The sequence below is a fragment of the Gilvibacter sp. genome, from assembly GCF_013214815.1.
Taxonomy (GTDB): domain Bacteria; phylum Bacteroidota; class Bacteroidia; order Flavobacteriales; family Flavobacteriaceae; genus Gilvibacter.
The window spans coordinates 1-22,339 of record NZ_JABSPU010000025.1 but is presented as its reverse complement, the minus strand read 5'-3'; the positions used below and the strand labels follow the sequence as shown (position 1 = coordinate 22,339).

26 protein-coding genes are annotated in these 22,339 nt (G+C 44.0%); 13 read left to right on the top strand and 13 right to left on the bottom strand.

The window, feature by feature from the left end; translation table 11 throughout:
- Positions 1–10: 10 nt before the first annotated feature.
- Together HRT75_RS07215 and HRT75_RS07210 are read left to right on the top strand one after the other, a co-directional pair.
- Positions 11–1,780, top strand: coding sequence for a BatD family protein (locus HRT75_RS07215; protein ID WP_366665032.1), 1,770 nt, complete (start codon positions 11–13; stop codon positions 1,778–1,780).
- Positions 1,780–2,532: a tetratricopeptide repeat protein gene (locus tag HRT75_RS07210; protein WP_291184499.1), complete on the top strand. Its 753-nt coding sequence runs from the start codon at positions 1,780–1,782 to the stop codon at positions 2,530–2,532. The genes HRT75_RS07215 and HRT75_RS07210 overlap by 1 nt, the downstream gene beginning before the upstream one ends.
- Here the strand turns inward: HRT75_RS07210 and HRT75_RS07205 are convergent.
- Positions 2,529–3,065: a CvpA family protein gene (locus tag HRT75_RS07205; RefSeq protein ID WP_291184496.1), complete on the bottom strand. Its 537-nt coding sequence runs from the start codon at positions 3,063–3,065 to the stop codon at positions 2,529–2,531. The two genes, HRT75_RS07210 and HRT75_RS07205, sit on opposite strands and share 4 nt — an antisense overlap.
- Positions 3,066–3,133: 68 nt before the next feature.
- Between HRT75_RS07205 and HRT75_RS07200 the strand changes: the two genes are divergently transcribed.
- From HRT75_RS07200 to HRT75_RS07190, 3 genes are read left to right on the top strand one after another with little or no spacing between them, the layout of a single operon-like run.
- Positions 3,134–3,490, top strand: a complete 357-nt coding sequence (locus tag HRT75_RS07200; protein ID WP_291184493.1) for a hypothetical protein — start codon at positions 3,134–3,136, stop codon at positions 3,488–3,490.
- A gap of 54 nt (positions 3,491–3,544) precedes the next feature.
- Positions 3,545–4,564 carry a phenylalanine--tRNA ligase subunit alpha gene (gene pheS, locus HRT75_RS07195; protein ID WP_291184528.1) on the top strand — a complete coding sequence of 340 codons (1,020 nt, stop codon included), beginning with the start codon at positions 3,545–3,547 and terminating at the stop codon, positions 4,562–4,564.
- Between the two features lie 3 nt (positions 4,565–4,567).
- Entirely contained in the window at positions 4,568–4,963 is a 396-nt protein-coding gene (locus HRT75_RS07190; protein ID WP_291184490.1) for a hypothetical protein, read from the top strand.
- Here the strand turns inward: HRT75_RS07190 and HRT75_RS07185 are convergent.
- Positions 4,956–5,960, bottom strand: a complete 1,005-nt coding sequence (locus tag HRT75_RS07185; RefSeq protein WP_291184487.1) for an NAD(P)H-dependent glycerol-3-phosphate dehydrogenase — start codon at positions 5,958–5,960, stop codon at positions 4,956–4,958. The two genes, HRT75_RS07190 and HRT75_RS07185, sit on opposite strands and share 8 nt — an antisense overlap.
- 121 nt (positions 5,961–6,081) lie before the next feature.
- Here HRT75_RS07185 and HRT75_RS07180 point away from each other — a divergent pair, with 121 nt between their 5' ends.
- Complete coding sequence (locus tag HRT75_RS07180) at positions 6,082–7,011, top strand: nicotinic acid mononucleotide adenyltransferase (protein ID WP_291184484.1); 930 nt, start codon at positions 6,082–6,084, stop codon at positions 7,009–7,011.
- A 279-nt stretch (positions 7,012–7,290) separates the two neighbouring features.
- On the opposite strand, the gene nadD is transcribed toward HRT75_RS07180, so the two are convergent.
- From nadD to HRT75_RS07150, 6 genes are read right to left on the bottom strand one after another with little or no spacing between them, the layout of a single operon-like run.
- Positions 7,291–7,875, bottom strand: a complete 585-nt coding sequence (nadD, locus tag HRT75_RS07175) for a nicotinate (nicotinamide) nucleotide adenylyltransferase (RefSeq protein WP_291184480.1) — start codon at positions 7,873–7,875, stop codon at positions 7,291–7,293.
- A gap of 7 nt (positions 7,876–7,882) precedes the next feature.
- Positions 7,883–8,482 carry a guanylate kinase gene (gene gmk / locus HRT75_RS07170; RefSeq protein WP_291184477.1) on the bottom strand — a complete coding sequence of 200 codons (600 nt, stop codon included), beginning with the start codon at positions 8,480–8,482 and terminating at the stop codon, positions 7,883–7,885.
- Positions 8,464–9,321: a YicC/YloC family endoribonuclease gene (locus tag HRT75_RS07165; protein ID WP_291184474.1), complete on the bottom strand. Its 858-nt coding sequence runs from the start codon at positions 9,319–9,321 to the stop codon at positions 8,464–8,466. The genes gmk and HRT75_RS07165 overlap by 19 nt, the downstream gene beginning before the upstream one ends.
- Before the next feature lie 41 nt (positions 9,322–9,362).
- Entirely contained in the window at positions 9,363–9,716 is a 354-nt protein-coding gene (locus tag HRT75_RS07160) for an SdpI family protein (protein ID WP_291184471.1), read from the bottom strand.
- Positions 9,709–10,665, bottom strand: a complete 957-nt coding sequence (locus tag HRT75_RS07155) for an alpha/beta fold hydrolase (RefSeq protein WP_291184470.1) — start codon at positions 10,663–10,665, stop codon at positions 9,709–9,711. Before HRT75_RS07155 ends, HRT75_RS07160 begins: the two co-directional genes overlap by 8 nt.
- A gap of 14 nt (positions 10,666–10,679) precedes the next feature.
- Complete coding sequence (locus HRT75_RS07150; protein WP_291184467.1) at positions 10,680–11,321, bottom strand: S41 family peptidase; 642 nt, start codon at positions 11,319–11,321, stop codon at positions 10,680–10,682.
- A 117-nt stretch (positions 11,322–11,438) separates the two neighbouring features.
- On the opposite strand from HRT75_RS07150, the gene HRT75_RS07145 reads away from it, so the two are divergent.
- Both HRT75_RS07145 and HRT75_RS07140 read left to right on the top strand, forming a co-directional pair.
- Complete coding sequence (locus tag HRT75_RS07145; protein ID WP_291184465.1) at positions 11,439–11,846, top strand: SDR family oxidoreductase; 408 nt, start codon at positions 11,439–11,441, stop codon at positions 11,844–11,846.
- Between the two features lie 105 nt (positions 11,847–11,951).
- On the top strand, positions 11,952–12,431 hold the full coding sequence (locus HRT75_RS07140) for an acyl-CoA thioesterase (protein ID WP_291184463.1): 480 nt from the start codon (positions 11,952–11,954) through the stop codon (positions 12,429–12,431).
- A gap of 33 nt (positions 12,432–12,464) precedes the next feature.
- Here HRT75_RS07140 and HRT75_RS07135 read toward each other — a convergent pair whose 3' ends face one another.
- The 3 genes from HRT75_RS07135 to HRT75_RS07125 all read right to left on the bottom strand — a co-directional run bounded on the left by HRT75_RS07135 (position 12,465) and on the right by HRT75_RS07125 (position 14,148).
- Complete coding sequence (locus tag HRT75_RS07135; RefSeq protein WP_291184460.1) at positions 12,465–12,824, bottom strand: nuclear transport factor 2 family protein; 360 nt, start codon at positions 12,822–12,824, stop codon at positions 12,465–12,467.
- A 71-nt stretch (positions 12,825–12,895) separates the two neighbouring features.
- Positions 12,896–13,801, bottom strand: coding sequence for a DMT family transporter (locus HRT75_RS07130; RefSeq protein WP_291184457.1), 906 nt, complete (start codon positions 13,799–13,801; stop codon positions 12,896–12,898).
- Entirely contained in the window at positions 13,798–14,148 is a 351-nt protein-coding gene (locus tag HRT75_RS07125) for an ArsC/Spx/MgsR family protein (protein WP_291184453.1), read from the bottom strand. The genes HRT75_RS07130 and HRT75_RS07125 overlap by 4 nt, the downstream gene beginning before the upstream one ends.
- An 84-nt stretch (positions 14,149–14,232) precedes the next feature.
- On the opposite strand from HRT75_RS07125, the gene HRT75_RS07120 reads away from it, so the two are divergent.
- Positions 14,233–14,694, top strand: coding sequence for a DinB family protein (locus HRT75_RS07120; RefSeq protein WP_291184450.1), 462 nt, complete (start codon positions 14,233–14,235; stop codon positions 14,692–14,694).
- On the opposite strand, the gene HRT75_RS07115 is transcribed toward HRT75_RS07120, so the two are convergent.
- On the bottom strand, positions 14,669–15,436 hold the full coding sequence (locus tag HRT75_RS07115) for a DUF3298 and DUF4163 domain-containing protein (RefSeq protein ID WP_291184447.1): 768 nt from the start codon (positions 15,434–15,436) through the stop codon (positions 14,669–14,671). The genes HRT75_RS07120 and HRT75_RS07115 overlap by 26 nt on opposite strands.
- Before the next feature lie 90 nt (positions 15,437–15,526).
- Here HRT75_RS07115 and HRT75_RS07110 point away from each other — a divergent pair, with 90 nt between their 5' ends.
- Positions 15,527–16,669: a cystathionine gamma-synthase gene (locus HRT75_RS07110; RefSeq protein WP_291184444.1), complete on the top strand. Its 1,143-nt coding sequence runs from the start codon at positions 15,527–15,529 to the stop codon at positions 16,667–16,669.
- On the opposite strand, the gene HRT75_RS07105 is transcribed toward HRT75_RS07110, so the two are convergent.
- Positions 16,666–17,451: a glutamate dehydrogenase gene (locus HRT75_RS07105; protein ID WP_272831142.1), complete on the bottom strand. Its 786-nt coding sequence runs from the start codon at positions 17,449–17,451 to the stop codon at positions 16,666–16,668. The two genes, HRT75_RS07110 and HRT75_RS07105, sit on opposite strands and share 4 nt — an antisense overlap.
- 252 nt (positions 17,452–17,703) lie before the next feature.
- On the opposite strand from HRT75_RS07105, the gene gdhA reads away from it, so the two are divergent.
- The 3 genes from gdhA (at position 17,704) to recO (ending at position 22,316) form a co-directional block, all read left to right on the top strand.
- Complete coding sequence (gene gdhA / locus HRT75_RS07100) at positions 17,704–19,047, top strand: NADP-specific glutamate dehydrogenase (RefSeq protein WP_291184440.1); 1,344 nt, start codon at positions 17,704–17,706, stop codon at positions 19,045–19,047.
- Between the two features lie 285 nt (positions 19,048–19,332).
- Positions 19,333–21,600, top strand: coding sequence for a two-component regulator propeller domain-containing protein (locus tag HRT75_RS07095; RefSeq protein ID WP_291184437.1), 2,268 nt, complete (start codon positions 19,333–19,335; stop codon positions 21,598–21,600).
- A complete protein-coding gene (gene recO / locus HRT75_RS07090; RefSeq protein ID WP_291184434.1) occupies positions 21,600–22,316 on the top strand; it encodes a DNA repair protein RecO in 717 nt (238 codons plus the stop codon). The genes HRT75_RS07095 and recO overlap by 1 nt, the downstream gene beginning before the upstream one ends.
- Positions 22,317–22,339: the final 23 nt, after the last annotated feature.

Below are 22,339 nucleotides of genomic sequence, written 5' to 3'. Positions count from 1 at the left end.
GATGGAGAAGATGAGATCGATACTATTTGTTTTAATTGCACTGTGCGGATTCCAAGGCTGGGCTCAGGTACAGTTCAATGCCTCGGCGAGCAAAGAGAAGCTCGGCATCAATGAGCGCGTGCGTATCGACTTTCAAATGAATAAGGATGGAGACAACTTTACGCCTCCAGATTTTGACGGTTTCCGTGTTGTTGGTGGCCCGAATCAATCGGTGAACAATATTTACGCAAACGGTAAGAAGACCTACTCCAAAACCTTTAGTTACTTTTTGTCTCCGATGTCTCGCGGTAAGTTTACCATTAAACAAGCTACAGTTGAGATTGACGGTGAACTTTATAAAACCTTGCCAATAACCATTGAAGTCACTGCTGCAGTAGATGTGCCCAAAGATGGTAATAATGCCGAGTATGTAGCCAGTGAGAACGTGCATTTGGTGGCTGAGGTATCCAAACGCAATCCATACCTCAATGAAGCCATTGCTGTTACGTATAAGCTCTATGTTTCCGAGGACGTAAGTGTGACTCGCGCATGGCGGGAAATAGACATTCCAAAATATGCTGATTTCTGGAGTCAGGTTAAAGAGAACAGACAGCGGCGCGTCTTTGAAGGGAAGTTCAAAGGCCGTAATTACCGTTATGTCATCCTTAAAACAGCGGTACTCTATCCGCAGAAAACCGGAGAACTCAACATTGAGCCCTTAGTGTTGGATGTCCCTGTGGAAGTTTTGAGTAATAAACGGGATTTCTTCGGACGCCGATTGACCACCACCGTAAATCAAACCGTTGCAGCTGGGAATTTGACTATTGACGTCAAACCGCTTCCAGAAGAAGGCAAGCCCGCCAACTTTACAGGTGCCGTTGGGGATTTTAAATTCAATATTAGTGCATCGCGCAATCAAGTGGATGCCAATGAATCTTTGGAGATTCGTGTTCAAGCAGAGGGCGATGGTAATCTGAAGTTATTCAACTTGCCAGAACTCACTTTGCCAAGCACTTTGGAGGTTTATGACCCCAAGCGTGAGGAAAATATTAAAACCAATTCAAGTGGAATGAGTGGCTCCATAGCCACGGTGTATACGGTGGTTCCGCAATTCAAGGGAACCTATCCGGTTCAACCTTTGCGATTCTCTTATTTTGATTTGACCACCGAGACCTATAAAACCATTACTTCTGACGGAACTGTGATCACTGTTGAGAACGGACCGGTTTCTTCGGACTCCACTGCCGATGATAATACAGCAACGGCTGGCGGAGGCACCAAAAACATCATTCAAACAGGAGATCAGTTCAATTATATCAAACTAAAATCTTCCTTACAACCCATTGCATCACCGACATTTTTCAAGTCTGCATTGTATTGGTCGCTGATGGGAGGACCTTTATTGTTGATCCCGATCTTTATTATTGCTGGGAAGAAGCGCAAAGAACGTTTGGCAGATGCAGAAGGTCAACGCAAGCGTAAAGCTGATCGTTTGGTCAAAAAATACCTTTCTGAAGCTAAGAAGAACTTGGGAGATTCTGCCCTATTCTACGAGTCCCTGGAGCGAGCTATGCATAATTATTTGCGAGCTAAACTTCGTATTGAGACCACAGAGATGGCCAAGGAGAAGATCGCTCAAATGTTGGAGGACAAAGGAGCCCAAACGGATTCCATCACCCAATTCATTGAACTGCTCAAGAGCTGTGAATTTGCTCGTTACGCCTCCGGAGCTAGTAATAATGTAGCTGCGGATTATGAAAAGGCAACCTTAGTGATCACCCAACTCGATAAACAATTGTAATGAAAAAGGTACTGCTGCTTATTCTCTTGTTTGTTGTCGCACCCTTAAGTGCGCAAGACGCTAATGTGCTTTTTGAATCGGGGAAAGAACACTACAAAGCCGATGCTTTTCAAGAAGCCATTGACGACTGGAAGGCTGTTTTAGAAAAGGGACAGCACTCTAAGGCTTTGTACTTTAACCTCGGAAATGCCTATTACAAATTGGGCGAGGTTGCTCCAAGTATCTACTACTACGAAAAGGCCTTGCAATTAGACCCAACAGATAAAGAAGTTCGGAATAACTTGGTATTTGCCGAGAACTTGCGCGTAGACGTCATAGAACCTTTGCCAAAAACCGTTTTTACCAGAGCCTATGACAATACCATTGGAAGCTTAACCAGTAACCTGTGGGCTTGGTTGTCAATTGGTTTTATCATTGCTGGGGTGTTGTGTTTTCTAGGCTATTATTTCTCCGGAACCACCTCGCGCAAACGCCTGCTGTTTGTGGGAACTTTTGTGCTTTTAGCCTTAACACTTTTCAGTTTTACTGCTGCTTATATGACCTATACCGATGCTCAAAACGAGCGTTTGGCGATCGTTTTTTCAGACAGCATGGAAGTGCGAGAGGCTCCTAAAAAGACTGGAGCCATTGCTTTTGAATTGCATGCCGGAACCAAATTGGAGATCATTGACCAAGATGGTGATTGGGTGCGTATTAAACTAAGTAATGGAAAAGACGGATGGGTGGCTGCCACCGCCGTTAAAGAACTCTAATTCTCTTCGTTTAGACGCAGATCTTCTTTAGTGTCATCTATGATCTGTTTAGCATCTTCAATCAGATCGGGTAGTATTGCCGGAGCGATTGGCTCAATATTGGCGTAGAGTATAGAATCTTCTTTGCGATCTTCTGTAAGGATGAATCCAGACATTCCCCAATTGTTGAACCACATAAGCGCTACAGAAAGGATAAAGACCATCTTGAGTCCGCCGAAAACTGCTCCTAAAAGCTTATTGAGAATACCCAAAGCCGCAAAATCTGCAACTTTCGTCAAGACCTTTCCGGCCATTTGAATGGCTACTACTATGATCAAAAAGGTAATGGCAAAAGCAGAGAGGTTGATGTATTTCTGTTCCCAGTCAAAGGAATTTTCTAGCCAATTGCCTGCGTATCCAGAGAAGTAAATCGCTCCAAAAACACCGGCAACCACTCCGATCAGGGAAGCTACTTCTACAAAAAGACCTTTTTTCCAGCCACCCCAGGCTGCAAGACCAATGATCACCACTAGGGCTAAATCTAAGCTATTCATGTTGCTAATTTGCGATAAATATACAAATCAAACGCTGGGCTGCGTATCTTTGTTGTTCAAACCACAGTATGTCAAGAGATCCATTACTTAAGGAGCGTTGGGAAGCGGTAACCGCAATGATCAGTGAGCGCTTTGGTGAAGGCGCCCCATTGGACCTAGACGCGATCATTTACCTGATCGGTTTACAGGAGTTTGGGCAATTTGACCGTCGTTTTAAAAAAGACGACAAGGTCAATCTCATGCATATTGCCATTTGCCGTCTGTTGGAGCCTTATGGTTACTACCGCTTTGATTTTGAAGATGAAGACGGCTGGCCGCATTATGAAGTAGTCACGCCTTTACCCCCTTTAAAGGCAGGAGAGCAAACCGTGCTCATGAAAGAAGCCATTGTACAATACTTCTTAGAAAAAGAAGTCATTGAATAAGTGGGCCTTATTGGGCATAAAATTTTAAATTTGCCCTCTGCAAAGAAGATAATGATGCAAGATCAGATCAATAAGTACATAGACGAAGTAAAAGGATTCGCTACAGAGACCGCCGACGAGCTAGAAGCTTTTCGTATTAAGTTCTTGGGCAAGAAGGGAATTCTTCGTGGATTGTATTCCGATTTAAAAGAAGTTTCTGCAGATCAGAAGCGCGATTTAGGACAGGCTATCAATGCCCTGCGCCAAGCCGCTGATGAGAAATTGCAAGAGATCAAAGATTCCATGGAATCTCAAAACACGGTTCAAGGCCAGTTTGGTGATTTGAGTCGTCCTGGGAATCCGCTTCATGTAGGTTCAAGACACCCTATATCGATTGTAAAGAATCGTATCATTGAGATCTTCTCAAGGATTGGATTCAACGTGTCTGAAGGACCAGAGATCGAGGACGATTGGCATAACTTTACCGCTTTGAACTTGCCGGAATATCACCCGGCCCGTGATATGCAGGATACCTTCTTTATTCAGACAGATCCAGATATCTTATTGCGTACGCACACTTCTTCCGTGCAAGTGCGCTATATGGAGAACAATCAACCGCCTATCAGAACCATTTCTCCGGGGCGTGTATATAGAAACGAGGCTATTTCAGCCCGTTCGCACTGCTTTTTCCATCAAGTAGAAGGTTTGTACATTGACAAGGATGTTTCCTTTGCAGACCTCAAGCAAACGCTTCAGTATTTCACTACGGAATTGTTCGGAAAGTCAAAGATCCGTTTGCGTCCATCTTACTTCCCGTTTACAGAACCATCTGCGGAAGTAGATGTGTATTGGGGCTTGGAAACCGAGACAGACTACCGCATGACCAAAGGAACCGGTTGGTTAGAGATCATGGGTTGTGGTATGGTAGATCCAAACGTTTTGGAGAACTGCGGAATTGACTCTAAAGAATACTCTGGATTCGCCTTTGGAATGGGAATCGATAGAATTGCACTCTTGTTGCATCAGATCTCAGACATTCGAATGCTCAGCGAGAACGACATCCGCTTTTTACAACAATTTAAAGGCTCTCTTTAAGCCATGCGAAAAGATATTGAGATCCCAGAGGTAACTCGGGTTCACATTGTTGCCGTGCGCGAATGGGACAAGGAATTCTTGGCCCAAAACTGGTATGTGTATTTGATCAACGATTGGGACCAAGTATTGCAGACTACATTAGTGATGTCTCGCGGAAACGATTCAGACCGCAAAACCTCTACCTTAAGACATGGCCTAAACGATGTAGCGCCAGGAACCTCCGCTAAGATTGAATTACTCCCAGATGAGGTTTTAGGCTTTACCAATGAGTACTTACTCACTTTCTTTGCAGACGGTAAACTCTATGACAAGACCTTTGTCTTTGAGCCTTACAGCGTTAAAGAAGAGCTGGCGCAGGAACTTCCGGTGATGGAAGAGTCTGGGGTGATGGCTAAGTAAGCTTATCGGCCAACTTTTTAAAAATCTTTTTAGGTTCCTTGCCGTCATAAAGAACAGCATATACAGCGTTGATAATTGGCGTCTTGGCCTTCTTCTTTCCGTGGGCCTGATTGAGTTTGTAGGCGCTTTTGGTGGCGTAATACCCTTCGGCAACCATGCTCATTTCCATCATGGCGCTTTTTACAGTATATCCCTTCCCGATCATGTTCCCGAACATGCGGTTTCTACTAAAGGTGGAATAGCCGGTTACCAGAAGATCACCTAAATAGGCAGAACCATTAATGTCGCGTTTCATTTTGTGCATTTTCTTCACATAGCGCTTCATCTCTCGGATCGCGTTACTCATCAGTACCGATTGAAAGTTGTCTCCATAACCCAATCCGTGGCAAATTCCCGCTGCCAAGGCGTAAATATTCTTAAGCATGGCAGCGTATTCCGTGCCGATGATATCATCACTGATGTTGCATTTTATGTAATGACTGCTGAGTTTATCAGCTACCCAAGCGGCTTTGTCTTGATCTGCACAAGCAATGGTCAAATAGGAAAGGCGCTCTAAAGCCACTTCTTCTGCGTGACAAGGCCCTGTGATCACTCCGATGTTCTCAAAAGGAATGTTGTAATGGGTGAAGAAATGATCCCCCACAATAAGGCTGCTTTCTGGGACAATCCCTTTAATGGCTGAGAAAATGACCTTGTCTTCCAAAGATTCTTTGGCTTTGTCCAGTTCGCCCTGTAAAAAGGCCGAAGGGATCACAAAGATCAAGAAGTCTGCATAGCGGATCATCTCGTCTATATCATTGCTCAAAACCAGCTTTTGGGTCTCAAATTCTACCGAACTCAAGTAGTTGGGATTGTGCTTTTGTTTCTTGATGTGTTCTAAGGCATATACGGAACGCATATACCAGCCTAGCTCGTCCACATTTTCTGTGAGCATCTTTACAATTGCGGTAGCCATACTGCCGCCACCAAAGACCGCGATTTTAGGGGTTTTTGCCATTACTGCTATTTGGTTATCAAAAATAATCAATTAAAAATAGCTCATAATTAACTGTATATCAACATATTGTAAGTTTGGCACGCTGTTTGGTTTTTACTAACTGAACTTTAATACCAAGATTATGAAGACACTAAAATCACTCGCAGTACTTGCCCTTTTGGCCCTTAGTTTTTCGGCCTGTTCTACGCAGGTTATAATTGAAGATGATATCGTAGTGACCGATCCGGATCCAGTTCCGGTTCCTCTTTCAGCGGTATTGAATTCCCATGAATTGTGGTACGTGGATATCAATCGTACTACAGGTAATGGAGAGATTCCATTCTTGCAAAAGGCCTTTACCGTTTCCTTTTTGAACGGTGTGCTTTGGGCAAACAACAATTTGGTTGGAATTGGTAGCCAAGGAAATGGCTTTGGATTGGACGTTGGTTTCTATGATGTATTGGAATACGATTACATCTTGGAAGTGAACCACGATTTGGACGGATTCTATCCGCTTGAGATCACTCCACTGAGTCATAATGAGATTCGTGTGTATTATCGTCCGGGGAACATCAGTTATACCCTAGTGGGCTATCAGAGAAACACCTTTGATTACGACCTAGTATTCTACGACAATATCCATTACTTCCTACAAGAGTATGTGGCATGGGAAAATGTAGCAACCAGTGACTATGGAGCAGAGAATCCATTTGATAAGGAAAACTTCTTACAGTTCCTTCCTGCTGGAGGTTTAGATAATTTTAGGAGTTCCAAAGACCCTCTTGGCACGAATATTGATTTAATATTTTGGGATTACGAAGGGGTCTATAATGTAGCAGATGATGCCGGTGACCCCTACATAAAATATTTAACACTAGATTATGATTATTTGGGCAATGAATACTTTGAACTCCACGTTATCAATGACAGCACCATCGAACTATACCACCCGCAATCGGGCACGTTATACCGATACAAAGGGCGGGGGTACATACAGTACAAGAGAGCCGAAGTTAAACGCCAGAGTAAAGCGGACATACAGGCTCAAATAAAAGAAATAGTTAAGACATAAACAGTTTTTTGGTTGGTTATTTAGTTGGGAATCGCTCCTTTAAAAGTTAATAGAAGTGTTAATTTTTAGGAGCGGTTCTTGTTTTGTAGCTTATCGCAACCAGACAATCTATTCAAGCGCTCTCATATGTATTGATAGGGCTTACTTCATTACATTCATGAATTCAACTACAAAGCAGTTTTAGAGCCCTTCAAAATGTTCTAATTTTAATTGGGGAGGGGATGTAAATCCCCGGATTTGAAAAAGTGAAATTTCGTTTACAAGTAGTGGTAAAGACAATTACTTATAAAAATTCATCTCATCCAAATACACCCAAACATCATGGGGTAAAAGCGGTCGGATATTCTTCCCCGCAGCAATCCCTTTGCGGATCGCAGTAGCAGAGATCTCCATAATCGGAGCCGCAACTCGCTTCACTTTCGGGTGATTTTCCCAATCTGGATCTACGCTGCCTTCGCTAATTCGCGGATATACATACAGGTCGTGACGCTCGGCAATGACCTCGTAGTTCTTCCATTTGGTAAAACTCTTGAGATTGTCCTCACCCATGATCAGCGCAAATTCATGATCGGGATACTTCTCCTCCAAATAAGCCAAGGTGTTAACCGTATAGTTGGGCTGCGGTAAGCCAAATTCAATATCGCTAGCCTTTAATTTTGGGTATTCCTCTACAGCAATACGCACCAAGGTCAATCGGTGATGATCTTCCAGCAGGGTACGTTTCTTTTTATGCGGATTATGGGGTGTTACCACCATCCAGATCTGGTCCAGATCTGAATATTCGGCCATATGATTGGCAATGGCTAAATGCCCAATATGGATCGGGTTAAAGGTGCCAAAGAACAGTCCAATCTTCTTTCCCACCGCGAACTTAAGGATTTACAAAATCGTCCACCAGATCTTCTGCCTCCTCCAAGGCGTGCTCCAGATGGTCGTTTAAGATGATGTGATCAAACTGAGGCGCCGTAGCCAGTTCTACAGAGGCTTTGGCAATGCGCATGTCTATTTTGGCCTTGTCTTCCGTACTGCGTTTTTTGAGTCGGATTTTGAGCTCGTCTATGCTTGGAGGTTTCACAAAAACCGCCAAGGTCTGTTCTGGGAACTTGCGTTTTAGACGCAAACCACCCGCCACATCAATATCAAAGATCACGTGTTTACCTTCAGCCCACAGACGTTCAACTTCGGTCTTTAGGGTTCCGTAGAAGTTATCGCGATAGACCTCTTCCCACTCTAAGAAATCCTCGTTTTTAATGTGTTGTTTAAAATCTTTTAGCGATAAGAAATAATAGTCAATCCCATCTTTTTCGGTACCGCGAGGTTCCCGACTGGTTGCCGAAATTGAAAAAGCTAAATTGAGTTTCTCTTGTGCTAGTAAATGCCTAACAATAGTCGTTTTTCCACTGCCACTAGGCGCAGAGAATACAATGAGTTTACCTTGGTGATCTCCTTGCATTAGAGTACGTTCAGACATTGTTCTTTGATCTTCTCCAACTCGTCTTTCATGCGCACAACAATCTGTTGCATGGGAGCATAATTGGATTTAGATCCTATAGTATTGATTTCGCGGCCCATTTCTTGGGAGATGAAGCCTAACTTCTTTCCGTTGGATTGCTTTCCTTCCATGGTTTGGATAAAGTAATCCAAATGGCTCTGCAGGCGTACTACCTCTTCATTGATGTCGTATTTCTCCAAATAGTAGATCAATTCTTGTTCAAATCGATTTTGATCGACTTGTTCTTTGAGGTCTGATACGGCTTTATTCAAGCGTTCGCGAACACTGTCCATACGCTCAGGATCCATAGTTTTCACAGCTTCTAAGTGCTCACTGATGTTTGCCACGCGTTGACGGAAGTCTTTCTCAAGATCAGCTCCTTCACGCTGGCGATAATTAGTAATCGCTCCTAAAGCATTCTCTAAGGCTTCTAAGATGGAAGCATATTCTTTAGGGTCGATATCCTCGCGCTCCGTTTTGAGCGCATCGGGAAGTCGCACAGCCATCTGCAGATGATCCATAGCATCTCCTGGAACCACGGTATTGAGCTGACGAATGTATTCTTGAACCACAGCGCTGTTGATACTTGTAGAGGTTGCTTCCCCTGTGAGTTCCACAAACAGTCCCAGATCAATCTTCCCGCGCATTAAAGCTTTGGAGACTTTGTTTCTGATCTCTAATTCCTTTTCTCGGTAATGAGAAGGAATACGAGCGTTCAGGTCTAGGTTCTTGCTGTTGAGCGATTTGAGCTCAATGGTGATTTTTTTGTTCGGAAGGTTTATAACGGCCTTTCCGTAACCGGTCATGGATTGTATCATACTGCGCTGATTAATACTGGGCAAAGGTAAGAAATAGCGGCCTACTTGGGCTTGCCGTCTTGGTCAAATCGCGCCTTGAGTTCTCGTTCTGTAAAAACCAATATCAATAGTAAGAGTAAAGAATGCCCTGTCAAGGTGATTAAAATGTTCAAATGCGGAAAAAACAGATAGCATAAAAAGGGAAGTACAAAACTGTAAAGCGTGATCTGCATCATGAGCAGACTGGAATACTGGTTGGCAAAATCCCATGTTGCTTGTGTCTTCATTGACTTTGGTGTTCGGTATCCGTAAAACGAATTAATTTTTTTTGGAGGATATTTTTTAAAGAGCCACGCCAACACGATCATCACTCCCAAATAGCTCAGCGATACGTAGAGTTCTATAGCGTCATTCATTGAGAAAGGTGCAAATTTTTTGTTCGCTGTAATATAAGTTATTTGGCGCAACAAAGCCTACATGACCTCCTGCGACTGGGACCTCCAAAAACAGGTGATCTGAGTTTTCAGCAATCTCTACAGGATAGCTTCCGGCCTTTTTGAGAAAGCTGTCATTAGCAGCATTGAGCAGTAAACTTGGAGTTTCCAAGTCGCTTAAAAATTGCCCACAACTGTTTTGGGTGTAGTAATCGATGGCATCCTTAAAGCCGTGGGCAGGCGCCGTATATTGATTGTCAAAGGCCAAGAGAGAATCAATGGCTCTAACGGTTTTGTGGTCCATCTGATCTGGGAAATCGATGGCTTTTTGGTGAAGTTTTTGTTTTAGACTGCGGAGGAAAACCGTTCGATACAACCAATTCTCCTTCCGATTCAAAGCCAGTAGCGTTCCACGAAGATCAACTGGTGCTGAAACAGCAACCGCTTTATCGATAGCTTCCCAACCCTTTGATTTACTGCCTAAGAACTTCAGCAGAAGATTTCCTCCCAAACTGAAACCTACCAGGGCCATTTTAGAAGGTGTATACTGTTTCTCAACATGCTGAATGAGAAACTCTAAATCCTCCGTTCTTCCCGCATTGTATGAGTAGTACATTCTGTTAGGACTCCCGCTACATCCTCTAAAATTAAGGGCGACTATATTCCAGCCTGTAGCTTCTAAAGCTTGCGCAGCTCCTTTCATATAGGAACGGGTTGAATTTCCTTCCAGACCGTGTAAAAGGATGGCGAATTTGGAACTGCTATCCTTTACAATCAGATCAATGTCTACGAAGTCGCCATCGGGTAATTCCAATCGTTGTCGCTGCTGATACGGATTGCTCACGCGTCGGATTTTAGCCGAATAGATTGTGGACAAATGTCCGTTTGAGATCCAAGAGGCAGGTTGGTATGAGGGGGTTACTAAAGGCATTGCTGCGAAATTACTTATTGTTTCGCAAGTTCAATGGCTTTTTCTAAAACTTCATCCCGCCCAGCACGCAAACCTTCAATGCTTGGCTGAATTTCAATATCAATTGCAATGCCTTCTCGTTGAGACAGACGCCCATCAGGATACATGATACCCAGGCCAGAAATGGCCGTTTGATATCCGCCTAAATAATTAAACACTACCACGTTGCCATCTGCACCAGCGGTTTGATTGCCTACGGTGATCACATTCGGAGCTGTTTGCAGCGCCATGGCCGTAAACTCAGACCAACTAATGCTTTCTTGGTTTACTAAAACAATCACCTTGCCCTCAAAAGCACGTTTGCTGCTTTGGGTTTCGGGGCCTATATCAAAGAAGAATTTCCCGGGATAGTTGAAGTTGGGCTTGTAGATCTTTGCAAAAACACGGTCTTGAGTGTTTAAAAATTGCGTGGTTCTGTATAGTGTTTGTGTGGGGTAATTTCTCACATCAATAATGATGGCTTTTTTGTCTTTGAATTGCTTGAAGATCTTACCGATCTCCTTGCCTCCCAGACTGATCATATTGATATAACCCACTTCATCAGTCAGGCTCTTTGCGCTCGGATTGGTCTCTGGAGTTAAAACGATCAAGGGCATATCGTTCTGAGCTAATTTCAAGAGTTTGATACCCTCTTTATATAGTTAAATTCAATGAACCGCTTCCCGCATTGAGCAGGTCATAGTAGATGCGGATACGGCGGTGGTTTTCATTAGATCCGCCTCGGTAGTGCCATAGTGCTTGGACCGCAGTGTCAACCTCCTCACCTCAATGAAGGAGGAAGCGTGATCTTCAACACCTCTATCGTGAATCAAAAAGGATTTGCAGGAACAGGAGTATACACGGCCACCAAAGGAGCTTTGCGCTCTTACGCTCGCGTATTGACCTCAGAATTGGCGCCAAAAGGCATTCGTGTGAACTCTGTGGCTCCAGGGCCAATTGGGACTCCTATCTACAACAAAATGGAAGGAATGACCCAGGAAGAAGTACAGCAAATGGGCGCTGGATTTGCAGAAAGCGTGCCGTTAAAGCGCTTTGGTGAACCGCAAGAAGTAGCTCGCGTAGTGGCCTTTTTGGCAAGCCCAGAAGCCTCTTATGTCAATGGAATTGAAGTAGAAGTTGATGGCGGAATGAGCCAGATCTAATCGGAACCGCATTCCGTTAAAAAGGCGCCTGTAGCGGGCGCCTTTTTTGTTTTTTGAACTACGGAGCCGATTCAAAAGAAGTATCTTTGACAAAAATTTTTGCCTATGTACCTCAAAGAATTTGAGATCCGTTGGAGCGATATTGATGCCAATCGGCATTTAGCCAACAGTGCCTACGTTAACTTCATGTCCCACACCCGGATGAGCTTCCTCATTGAGCGAGGCATTGACATGAAAGCCATGGCCAAACATCAAATTGGCCCTGTGGTCTTTAATGAGAACATCTTTTACTTCAAAGAAGCCTTTCAAGGAATGAAGATTCGCGTGAGCTTTGAGTTAGGCGGTGTCAGTCAAGACGGAACCTTCTTCAAGTTCGTTCACAATTTCTACGATCACAAAGGCCGCAATATGGCACATTGTGAAATGGTGGGTGCTTGGATCAACTTAATGACGCGAAAGCTTACGCCGCTTCCGGAGGACTTGATGGCCCTACTGGAAGAGTCTCCAAAAACAAAAGACTTTAAATGGCTCACTAAAGAAGACATGAGAGCCGCAGGCAAGATGCCTGTTGACTTAGAAGAATAAAAAGAAAGCCCGCTATCTCAGCGGGCTTTTTCTTTACATGCCGTCGTAGAAGAACTGTTCTTTGACAATTTTGTTGTCGGCTACGCGGTAAACTGCGATCTGTGAACTCTGCGAACGATCTCCTGTTGGTTTAAAGGTGGTGTCCAAACTCATCTTTACGGAGAACCAATTGTCTGCAACAACAGCAGGCTCTGCTTTAAAGGCGTGAACTTCAAAGTTCTGTTCCCACCATTCTCCTTTTTTTGCAACGGCTTCCATACCTTCAGAAACCGGGTTTTCTCCATGAGGCTCAATGCTCACAATATCTGGGCTGTACAATTCGGTGTAGCAGCGCTCAAAATCGCCTGCATTACACCAATCCACTAAGTTATTGGCTATTTCTTCTGTAGTCATGATTTAATTGTTTAGGATGGAACCTAAAGATAGTTCAAAGCAGATCGGAAACTATCAAGACTACGTTAATTTTAGGTTTGTTTTGCTGCGGATTTTTTCTTCCGACTCGACAGATAAACACCCGCAAAGATCATGGCGGCGGCCCCAATTCTGAGGCTGTTTAAGGTATCAGCTCCAGCTAAGACCGCAAAGGCTGTAGCCAAAACAGGTTGCAAATAAATAAAAGCACCGATGGTGGATGGACTCAGTTCTTTAAGCGCAAAAACGTTCAGCAAATAGGTCATAAATGTGGTCCCAACCACCACAAAACTCAAGCCCCAGATCTGGTTCCAATCCAGTCCGGTCCAATCTACAGCGGCAAATTCGTTCCAACCTACCGGCAGGTTCATAAATACTGCAAAAAGGAAGAACCATTTCATCAAGGTGATGGAGCTGTATTTGGATACCAAGGGCTTTACCATGATCAGATAGACCGAATAGCTCGCAGCGTTAATAATGAATAGCAAATTGCCCAAAGGAATGTTAGGCGCATTGGGCTGGGTTTTTGCGCCGAACAGAATCAGCAATAAGGCTCCTGCCAATCCAATGCCAATTCCGGTCGCTTTGATCCAGGTGATCTTTTCCTTTAAGAAGATCGCGGATAGGATCAGCAATAAAACAGGCGACAGCGTGATCACTACAGAGCTGTTGATGGGCGTGGATAAACTCAGGCCTTTAAAGAACATCAGCATATTGATCACCATTCCAAAGGCAGCACAACCAATGAAGCGCAGCCAATCTTTTTTGTCCACCTTTTCTCGAGGGAAGAACAAACTCACCAACCAGAACAAGGCAGCAGCACCCGTTACGCGGAGTACAATAAAGCCATAGGCTCCAATAACATCGGGCATAAGGCCTTTGGCAATGGTGTGATTAATGCCGTAAATGGTACTGGCAGCCGTGGCGGCTAAAAGGGCGAGCCATCTTAAGTTTTTCATGATAGAGCTTCAGACGCAGCAGCGACCACTTTCTTACTGTTGCCCACAAAGATTTGATCGTCTAAAACCAAAACAGGACGCTTTAAAAAGGTGTAGTGATCTAAAATAAGCTCGCGATAGTCGGATTCACTCAAAGTCTTTTCATGCAAACCGCGCCCGCGATACAGTTGAGCTCGTTTGCTGAATAAAGCCTCATAACTGCCGGCCAATGCTTTCATATGATCCAATTGATCTGCAGTGATGGCCTCTGTTTTAATGTCTTGTAGGGTCACATCCGCAGGGAGTTGCCATTCAGAAAGAATACGTTGACAAGTGTTGCAAGTAGACAGGTGAAATACAGTGCGCATAAAGGTTGATTTTGGTTGAGTTACGTGCTACACAAAAATACGGCAATCCATACCAAATGAACTACCTTTAAGAAAAATTTGAACATGGAATTCAGCATAGATACCACCTACAAAACCCGTTTGATCTTGGATAGGTTTTTAGAAAACCTCAGTTTGGAACAACTCAATACGGTTCCGCCCAATTTTAGAAACAACATCTTTTGGAATATCAAGCATGTTGTGGTGACGCAACAATTACTGGTATACAACCTTTCTGGATTGCCCATGGCAATTACAGAAAATGAAGTGGCAGGCTATCGTAAGGGAAGTCAGGTGACGGGAGACGTGGATCAAGAAGCTGTCGATCTCTTAAGAAAACAACTATTCAGCTTGCTGGATAAAACCCGAGCCGATTATAACAAAGGACTCTTTAGTCGTTACAAGGAATACATGGTGACCACGGGCACTACATTAACAGACGTGGACGAGGCCATTGAATTCAACAACTTCCATGAAGGCCTACATTTAGGATATGTGATGGCTATAAAGCGGGCACTGGGATATTGAGCCAAGGCCCGATCTGCTTCCAAGTAAACGCTAAAGTGGCTGGACCGTCGGCATAACTCCCAATGGAGTAGGTTGGATAGTAAAAGACCATTCCAGACTCGTTAAATCCATAGGTTTCTGACAAGAAGAAGGTATCTTCATCAAACAAGAATTGCCCGCTGCTTATGTTGGCATCTAAGGCAATGCCGTTTTGAGTGCGGAATTGGCGTTCTGCAAAGGCGGTGAATTCGTCCATGTCATCTATGAGTTCCGGCAGGCTGTAGACTATCCCTGTTTCTGGATTGAGATTCAAATAAGACTCGCTGCCATATCCGTGAGCGCCTCCGGTATAAGTATAATAAACCGTGCTGAGACTGATCAGGTCCTCATTTTGAAAACTCACTCGGTGTTCCAGATCCAATTCATAGGTCAAAGCGTCTTCTGGAAAATCTCCGTAGTAATCTTGAAAGCTCTTTACAAAGGCGTCCAAAGCAGGTTGAACTTCTGCGATCAAACTGTCTCCGGGCATTACTGTGCTAGAGATGATCTCTCCCAATTCCTGCTCAATTTGCGCGTTGATCACTGCAGATCGCGGATCTGTTGGATCTGCTTCTACATAAAACACAGAGATCTCCGGGCATTTGCTCTGATCACAAAGGCTAAGCGCTCCAGGACTGACTTCTTTTTGAACAAAATTTAGGTTGCTTTGGTCACTACATCCAGTAAGGATCAGCAGTGCAAGCAAAACGAAGGACAGGCGCATTTTCACAAACTTCAATTAAAGCATTAAAGGTAGCCACTAATTTAATAATGAGTCTCAGATAGCGTATTTTTATAAAGTAAATTTTAGCTCATGAAATTTAATACCAAGACCATTCACGGAGGACAGCATGAAATAGACCCGGCTTACGGCTCGGTAATGCCTCCCATCTATCAGACCAGTACCTATTCCCAAACCACACCAGGAGGTCATAAGGGGCATCAATATGCCCGTTCTAGCAATCCCACAAGATCTGCCTTAGAAGGATCTTTGGCGGCTTTAGAAGGCGGAAACCGCGCTTTTGCTTTTGGCTCGGGCTTGGCAGCTATTGACGCGGTGCTCAAATTACTCAAGGCTGGAGATGAGGTGGTCTCTACCAATGATCTCTATGGCGGAACCTACCGACTCTTTACACAGATCTTTGAAAAGTTTGGTGTCAAATTTCACTTTGTAGGCATGCAAAATGCAGACAAGGTGGCTTCCTACATCAATGAGAATACCAAGTTGATTTGGGTAGAAACCCCAACCAATCCCATGCTCAATATCATTGACATTAAAGGAATTGCTGCGGTTGCCAAGGCCAATAAGGTGCTCTTGGGGGTGGACAATACATTTGCCACGCCTTACTTACAACAACCTTTAGAGTTAGGCGCTGACATAGTGATGCATTCTGCTACTAAATACCTCGGAGGGCATTCTGATGTGATTATGGGCGCTTTAATCGTTAAAGATCAAGAGTTGGCAGATAAGCTGTATTTCATTAGAAATTCCAGTGGAGCCGTTCCTGGTCCTCAGGATTGCTTCTTGGTTTTACGCGGGATTAAGACCTTGCATTTGCGCGTGCAACGTCACTGTGAAAACGGACGTGCCGTGGCCGAGTTCTTAAGTAGCCATCCGAAGATCGATAAGGTCTATTGGCCAGGATTTGAGAATCATCCAAACCATGAGGTGGCCAAAGCCCAAATGAAGGATTTTGGCGGCATGATGAGTTTTACCACGGTAGAAGATTCTTATGAAGGAGCGGTGAAGGTGGTGGAAAAGCTAAAGATATTTACCCTAGCAGAGTCCTTGGGTGGCGTAGAATCCTTGGCCGGACATCCGGCGAGTATGACACACGGTTCCATTCCTAAAGAAGAACGCGAAAAAAACGGAATAAAAGAATCGTTGATCCGCCTGAGTGTGGGGATCGAAGATGAAGAAGATTTAATTGCTGATTTAAAGCAGGCCTTAGATTAATCCAAGTAGTAGATATATCCAACCTGAACCCAATAGATCCAGTCGTTGAATTTATCTGCAGGATAGGCCTCATCGTCTGGATTCAAACCATCCACCCAGTTAGATAAGTAATAGTGCCAACGCGACTCTAAAACCAAATCACTCAATGGCGATAGTTTAAAACGAGTACCAATTCCCCAAACGATAGACCAGGTATTGTCTTGCTGGTCATTCACCCCGCCTATGAACGGGTCAAAGGTGTTTTCTGGTGACAGACCAATAATTCCAGGCTGCTTTGAAGTGGTGCGTGGGTTAAAACTTACATAGTGGAATCCAACGCCAACATAAGGCGCCCAACGGTAAGCTCCGGCCACATAATCTCTAATACTCAAAGGAAAGTATTCCAATCCGGTTCCAATCTCAAATACTTGTGCACGACCTTCCATATCGCGCAAGTCTTGTCCTTCATCAGAAGGGCTTTCTGCCTCTTCTCCAAAGTGATTCAACTTGGTATAATGAAAGTCAATTTCTGAGCGAACTTTGAAGTGATCACTGAAATAGGTATCACGCGCATAACAGTTACAATCCGCTCTGTAAGCGAAGTTTATATAGTGAACAAGGGCAAAACCAATACCCATGTTTCCGCTGTTTGTTTCGAAATTATTACGGAGTCCATAGTCCGATTGGAAGGCTACCGGACCGGATAGAAGACCTACTTCGTGCGAAAAGCCAAGTTGGCCACGTACGACAGAACTGCCCGCTAAAAATAAGACGAAGACCAAGAATGCATATCTGGTTTTCATGGAATTACGGATTGATTTGAGACATAGCAAATATATAAAAATACCCTTAACAAGGAAATTAAGCTTTTTTTAAGTGCGAATTTTATGAAAAACAAAGCCCCATTTATAGAGATAAACTATCTTTGCCGAGATTTACGCAAACGTTTTCGTAAATCGGGTTAGTTTCCCCATGTGGAAACGAAAAATCAACCGTAAATTGCATATTTAGCGGCCTGTAGGAGAAAAACCTTCGCAGGTTAAATCAAACTAAAAATGAAACAAAGCATTAAAGACTTTATCGATGCGGTAGCTGCAGACAATCCGAACGAACCGGAATTCATGCAAGCCGTGACTGAGGTAGCAGAAACTGTGATCCCTTTCATTGAGTCCAACGAGAAATACCAGAACGCCAAGTTGCTTGAGCGTATGGTTGAGCCAGAGCGCACCATTCTATTCCGCGTGCCTTGGACCGATGATGAAGGTAACATTCAAGTAAACAAAGGATACCGAGTAGAATTCAATTCTGCGATTGGTCCTTACAAAGGAGGACTTCGTTTTCACCCTTCTGTGAATTTGAGTATTCTAAAGTTCCTCGGTTTTGAGCAAGTATTCAAGAACAGCCTTACTACACTTCCTATGGGTGGTGGTAAAGGTGGATCTAACTTCAACCCTAAAGGAAAGTCAGATGCAGAAGTAATGCGCTTTTGCCAGAGCTTTATGACAGAATTAGCGCGCCACATTGGCCCTAATACCGACGTACCTGCCGGTGATATTGGAGTGGGTGGTCGTGAGATCGGATATATGTTTGGTCAATATAAGCGCCTTCGCAACGAATTTACTGGAGTTTTGACTGGTAAAGGTTTGGCTTACGGTGGATCTTTGATCCGTCCAGAAGCTACAGGTTACGGTAACGTATACTTTGCGCAAAACATGTTAGGGACTCGCGGAGAGAGCTTCCAAGGTAAAACAGTTTTGATCTCTGGTTCAGGAAACGTAGCACAGTTTGCTTGTGAAAAAGCGACTGAGCTTGGCGGAAACGTGGTAACCATGAGTGATTCTGGTGGATTCATTCACGATCCAGATGGAATTGATGCCGATAAACTGGCCTTCATCATGGACCTTAAGAACAACAAACGTGGTCGTATCAAGGAATATGTGAACGAGTATCCATCGGCGAAGTTCTTTGAAGGTGAGCGTCCTTGGGGAATTGCTGGAGATATTGCACTTCCTTGCGCAACTCAAAACGAATTGAACGGAGATGAGGCTAAAACCTTAGTGGACAACGGAGTATTCTGTGTTGGAGAAGGTGCAAACATGCCTTGTACGCCAGAAGCCATTGAAGTATTCCACAAAGCGAAGATCCTTTTCTCTCCCGGAAAGGCTTCTAACGCTGGTGGGGTAGCCACTTCTGGTTTGGAAATGTCACAGAACTCTTTGCGTATGAACTGGACGGCTGAAGAAGTTGACCAGCGCCTTCACAAGATCATGAATGACATTCACGATGCTTGTGTGAAGTACGGAAAAGACGGTGATGGTTATGTAGATTATGTAAAAGGAGCCAATGTAGCCGGCTTTGTGAAAGTAGCAGATGCTATGCTCGCACAAGGGGTGGTATAAATTCTCCTTTTTAGAGATAGTAAAACCGTCGAAGCGCAAGTTTCGGCGGTTTTTTTGTTGGTTATAAAAAGAGTGAACTGTCTTGGGGTTATCTCTAGTAAAGCGAAAAATTAGAGTTTTGAGTTATGTTGAAGGATTTTTCGAGTTGCATAGCAGCGCTACGGAAGGAGAAAAAGGCGAAGACAGAACTTAAAAGAATATTTTTTTAGCAAATAGATATAACCTCAAGACAGTTCTTGCAATAAAAGCTATTTTAGCGTGTTATTTAGAAGAAAAGCTTCCGGCATGCGCTCTGCATTATTTTTTGTTTTCCTGCTGATGGGACTCACGGCAACTGCTCAAAATTTTGAAGACAGTTGGACGGGTTACTTCTCATACAATACCACCGTAGATATTTCAGAAGGCCCCGATGAGCTGATCGTTGCTGCAGAGAACGCCTATTTTGAGCTCGATCTTACCACAAGAGAGATCACCACAACCTCTTCCATTCAAGGACTTTCTGGAGAAGAGATCTCCACCATTTACTACAGTCAAGCCAATAATCTCACCATCATTGGTTATGCCAACGGACTATTGGAGGTGGTATTGGAAGGTGGCGAAGTAGTCACCGTAGTAGATATTTTGGACGAATTGGCCGTCCCGCCAGATGAGAAGCGGATCAACCATTTTTATGAATTTGAAGACATTCTATACATCAGTACGGACTACGGTATTTCTGAATACGATCTGAGCGCTCTTGAATTTGGAGATACCTTTTTCATTGGAGCCGGAGGAACGCGTCTGCGGATTATCCAAACTACGGTTGTAGACGGATTTATCTATGCCGTCGCACCTTTAGAAGGATTAAAACGAGCGGATCAATCCAGCCCCGATCTGATTGACTTTAACCTTTGGGACACGGTAATTACAGCCCAACGCGGAGTGGTGAACTTTAACGGCACTTTGTATTTATCTCGATTTGCCGGGCAGATCTCCCGTCAAAACGAAGGTGGAGGCTTTACGTTGTTGGAAACTCTAGATGAGGGAATTATTGACTTTAGAGCTACGGATGAGTACTTGATCGCAACAACGCTGAATCAAGTACACGTTTACAATACGGACTTTGAAAAGGTTGCCTTTGTAACGGGCCTGCCGGGATTTGATTACCGCCTCAATGCGGGTTCTGCCAAAAACGGCAATATCTATATGGGTACGCGTGAATTTGGAATTCTGGAAGTGCCTTTTGGATCCAATATACCCACGCAGGTTTTACCAGACGGTCCTTTGAGAAACCGTGTCTTTGCCATTGATGCTGCACCGAATCAGCTCTATGCTTCTTTTGGTGATGTGACGGTGTCTTTTAACCCTTTTCCATTGAGCCGCTTTGGAATGAGTCGTTTGTTTAACGATTCTTGGCGGAATTACAGTTATGAAGACATCTTTCAGGCCAATGATATTGTCAATGTGACCATCAATCCTGCAGATACCTCCCAGGTGTATTTCAGCTCTTTCAATTCAGGATTGTTGGAGTTGCGAGAAGGTACTCCCACAATTTTATATGACGACAGCAACAGTCCGCTGGAAACCATATCCGCAGAGATCACAGACATTCGTATTTATGGAGCCGACTTTGACCGAGAAGGGAATTTGTGGTTTGTACAATCTTTGGTGGACGACGGTTTAAAACGAATTACTCCTGGCGGGGCTATCTCTTCTGTAGATGTGACCTCAGTTATTCCCGATGGCGATTTGGCCTTGACAGAACTTAAAGTCAGTCGAGAAGGCTTTATTTATTTTGGAAGCGCCCAGAATGGCGTGATCGCCTACAGTCCAAACTCTGGAGAATTTAGAAAGATTTCAGAAGGCATTGGAAGCGGAAACCTACCTTTTAATGATGTCCGCGCTTTAGCCTTTGACAACAACAACCGCCTTTGGATAGGAACTACTCAAGGTTTACGGGTGTTCTTTAATGTGGGTGGCATTTTTGAAGAAGGTAGCAATGTTGACTCAAACCAGATCATCATCTTAGAGAATGGAGTTCCTCAGGAATTACTTTTTGAGCAACCCATAACAGATATTGAAGTAGACGGTTCCAACAACAAATGGGTAGCCACGGCAACATCGGGAGTGTTTTATTTCTCAGCCAACGGCCAAGAGACTTTGCTCAGATTCACCAAAGACAATTCGCCTTTACCCTCAAACAACGTGCAAGATATTGCCATTGATGGACTCAGTGGACGCGTCTACTTTGCCACCACAAACGGTTTGGTTGCTTTTAACGGCCGTGCTACAGATCCTAGAGATGATCTTCAAGGGCTCTATGCCTTCCCAAATCCAGTCCGTCCTGAATATAGCGGTCCTGTAACTATTGACGGTCTTACAGAGGGTGCCAACGTTAAGATCACTGACTTGGAGGGCAACTTGGTTTTTGAGCAGACCTCAGAAGGTGGAAGTGTTCAATGGGATACGACTGCCTTTGGAAAGTACCGCGTGCGTTCTGGAGTGTATTTTATTATGGCGACTACAGAGGACGCCTTGGAGACCAAGGTTTCTAAAATCATGATTGTTCGCTAATGCACGTCACTACGCCTGCACTGGTTATTTCTTCTTTAAAATACGGCGAGGCCGATCTGATCGTAAAGTGCTATACCCGACAAGCAGGCTTAAAGTCCTATTTGCTTCGCGGAGTGCTCAAAAGCAAGAAAGGCAAGCTTAAAAAGGCGCTCTTTTTACCCTTGAGTCTTTTGGAGATCGAAGCCAATCACAAAGACAATCGGAACTTAGAATACATCAAAGAAGCGCGGCTGTTAGTGCCTTATCAAGAGCTGCATACGGATATCATTAAGCAGACCTTAGTGATGTTCCTGGCAGAGATGTTGCAACATTCTATTCAAGAAGAAGAACCCAACAATCCGCTTTTTGATTATTTGGCGGAGTCTTTTGTGTGGCTGGATGAGGCCAAGAGCTACGCCAGTTTTCACATTGTTTTTCTCTTGCAACTGAGTAGATATTTGGGCTTTTATCCAGACGATCAAGCCATGGAACTGCCTTGTTTTCATTTACTTGAAGGCCGATTCACCGAGCCGGTCATTGACCCCATGTGTAATTGTGATGAGGTGGTGAGTCATTTCAAGCAGTTTTTCGGTATAGATTTTGATGCATCTACGAGCGTCAAAGTGCCAAAATCAGGCCGATTGGAGGTGTTAAATTTGCTATTGAGGTATTATCAGCTACATTTGCAAAATTATAAAGCACCCCAGTCTTTGACGGTGTTGAATCAACTGTTTTAGTTTCATGCGAAATACCCTGTTTG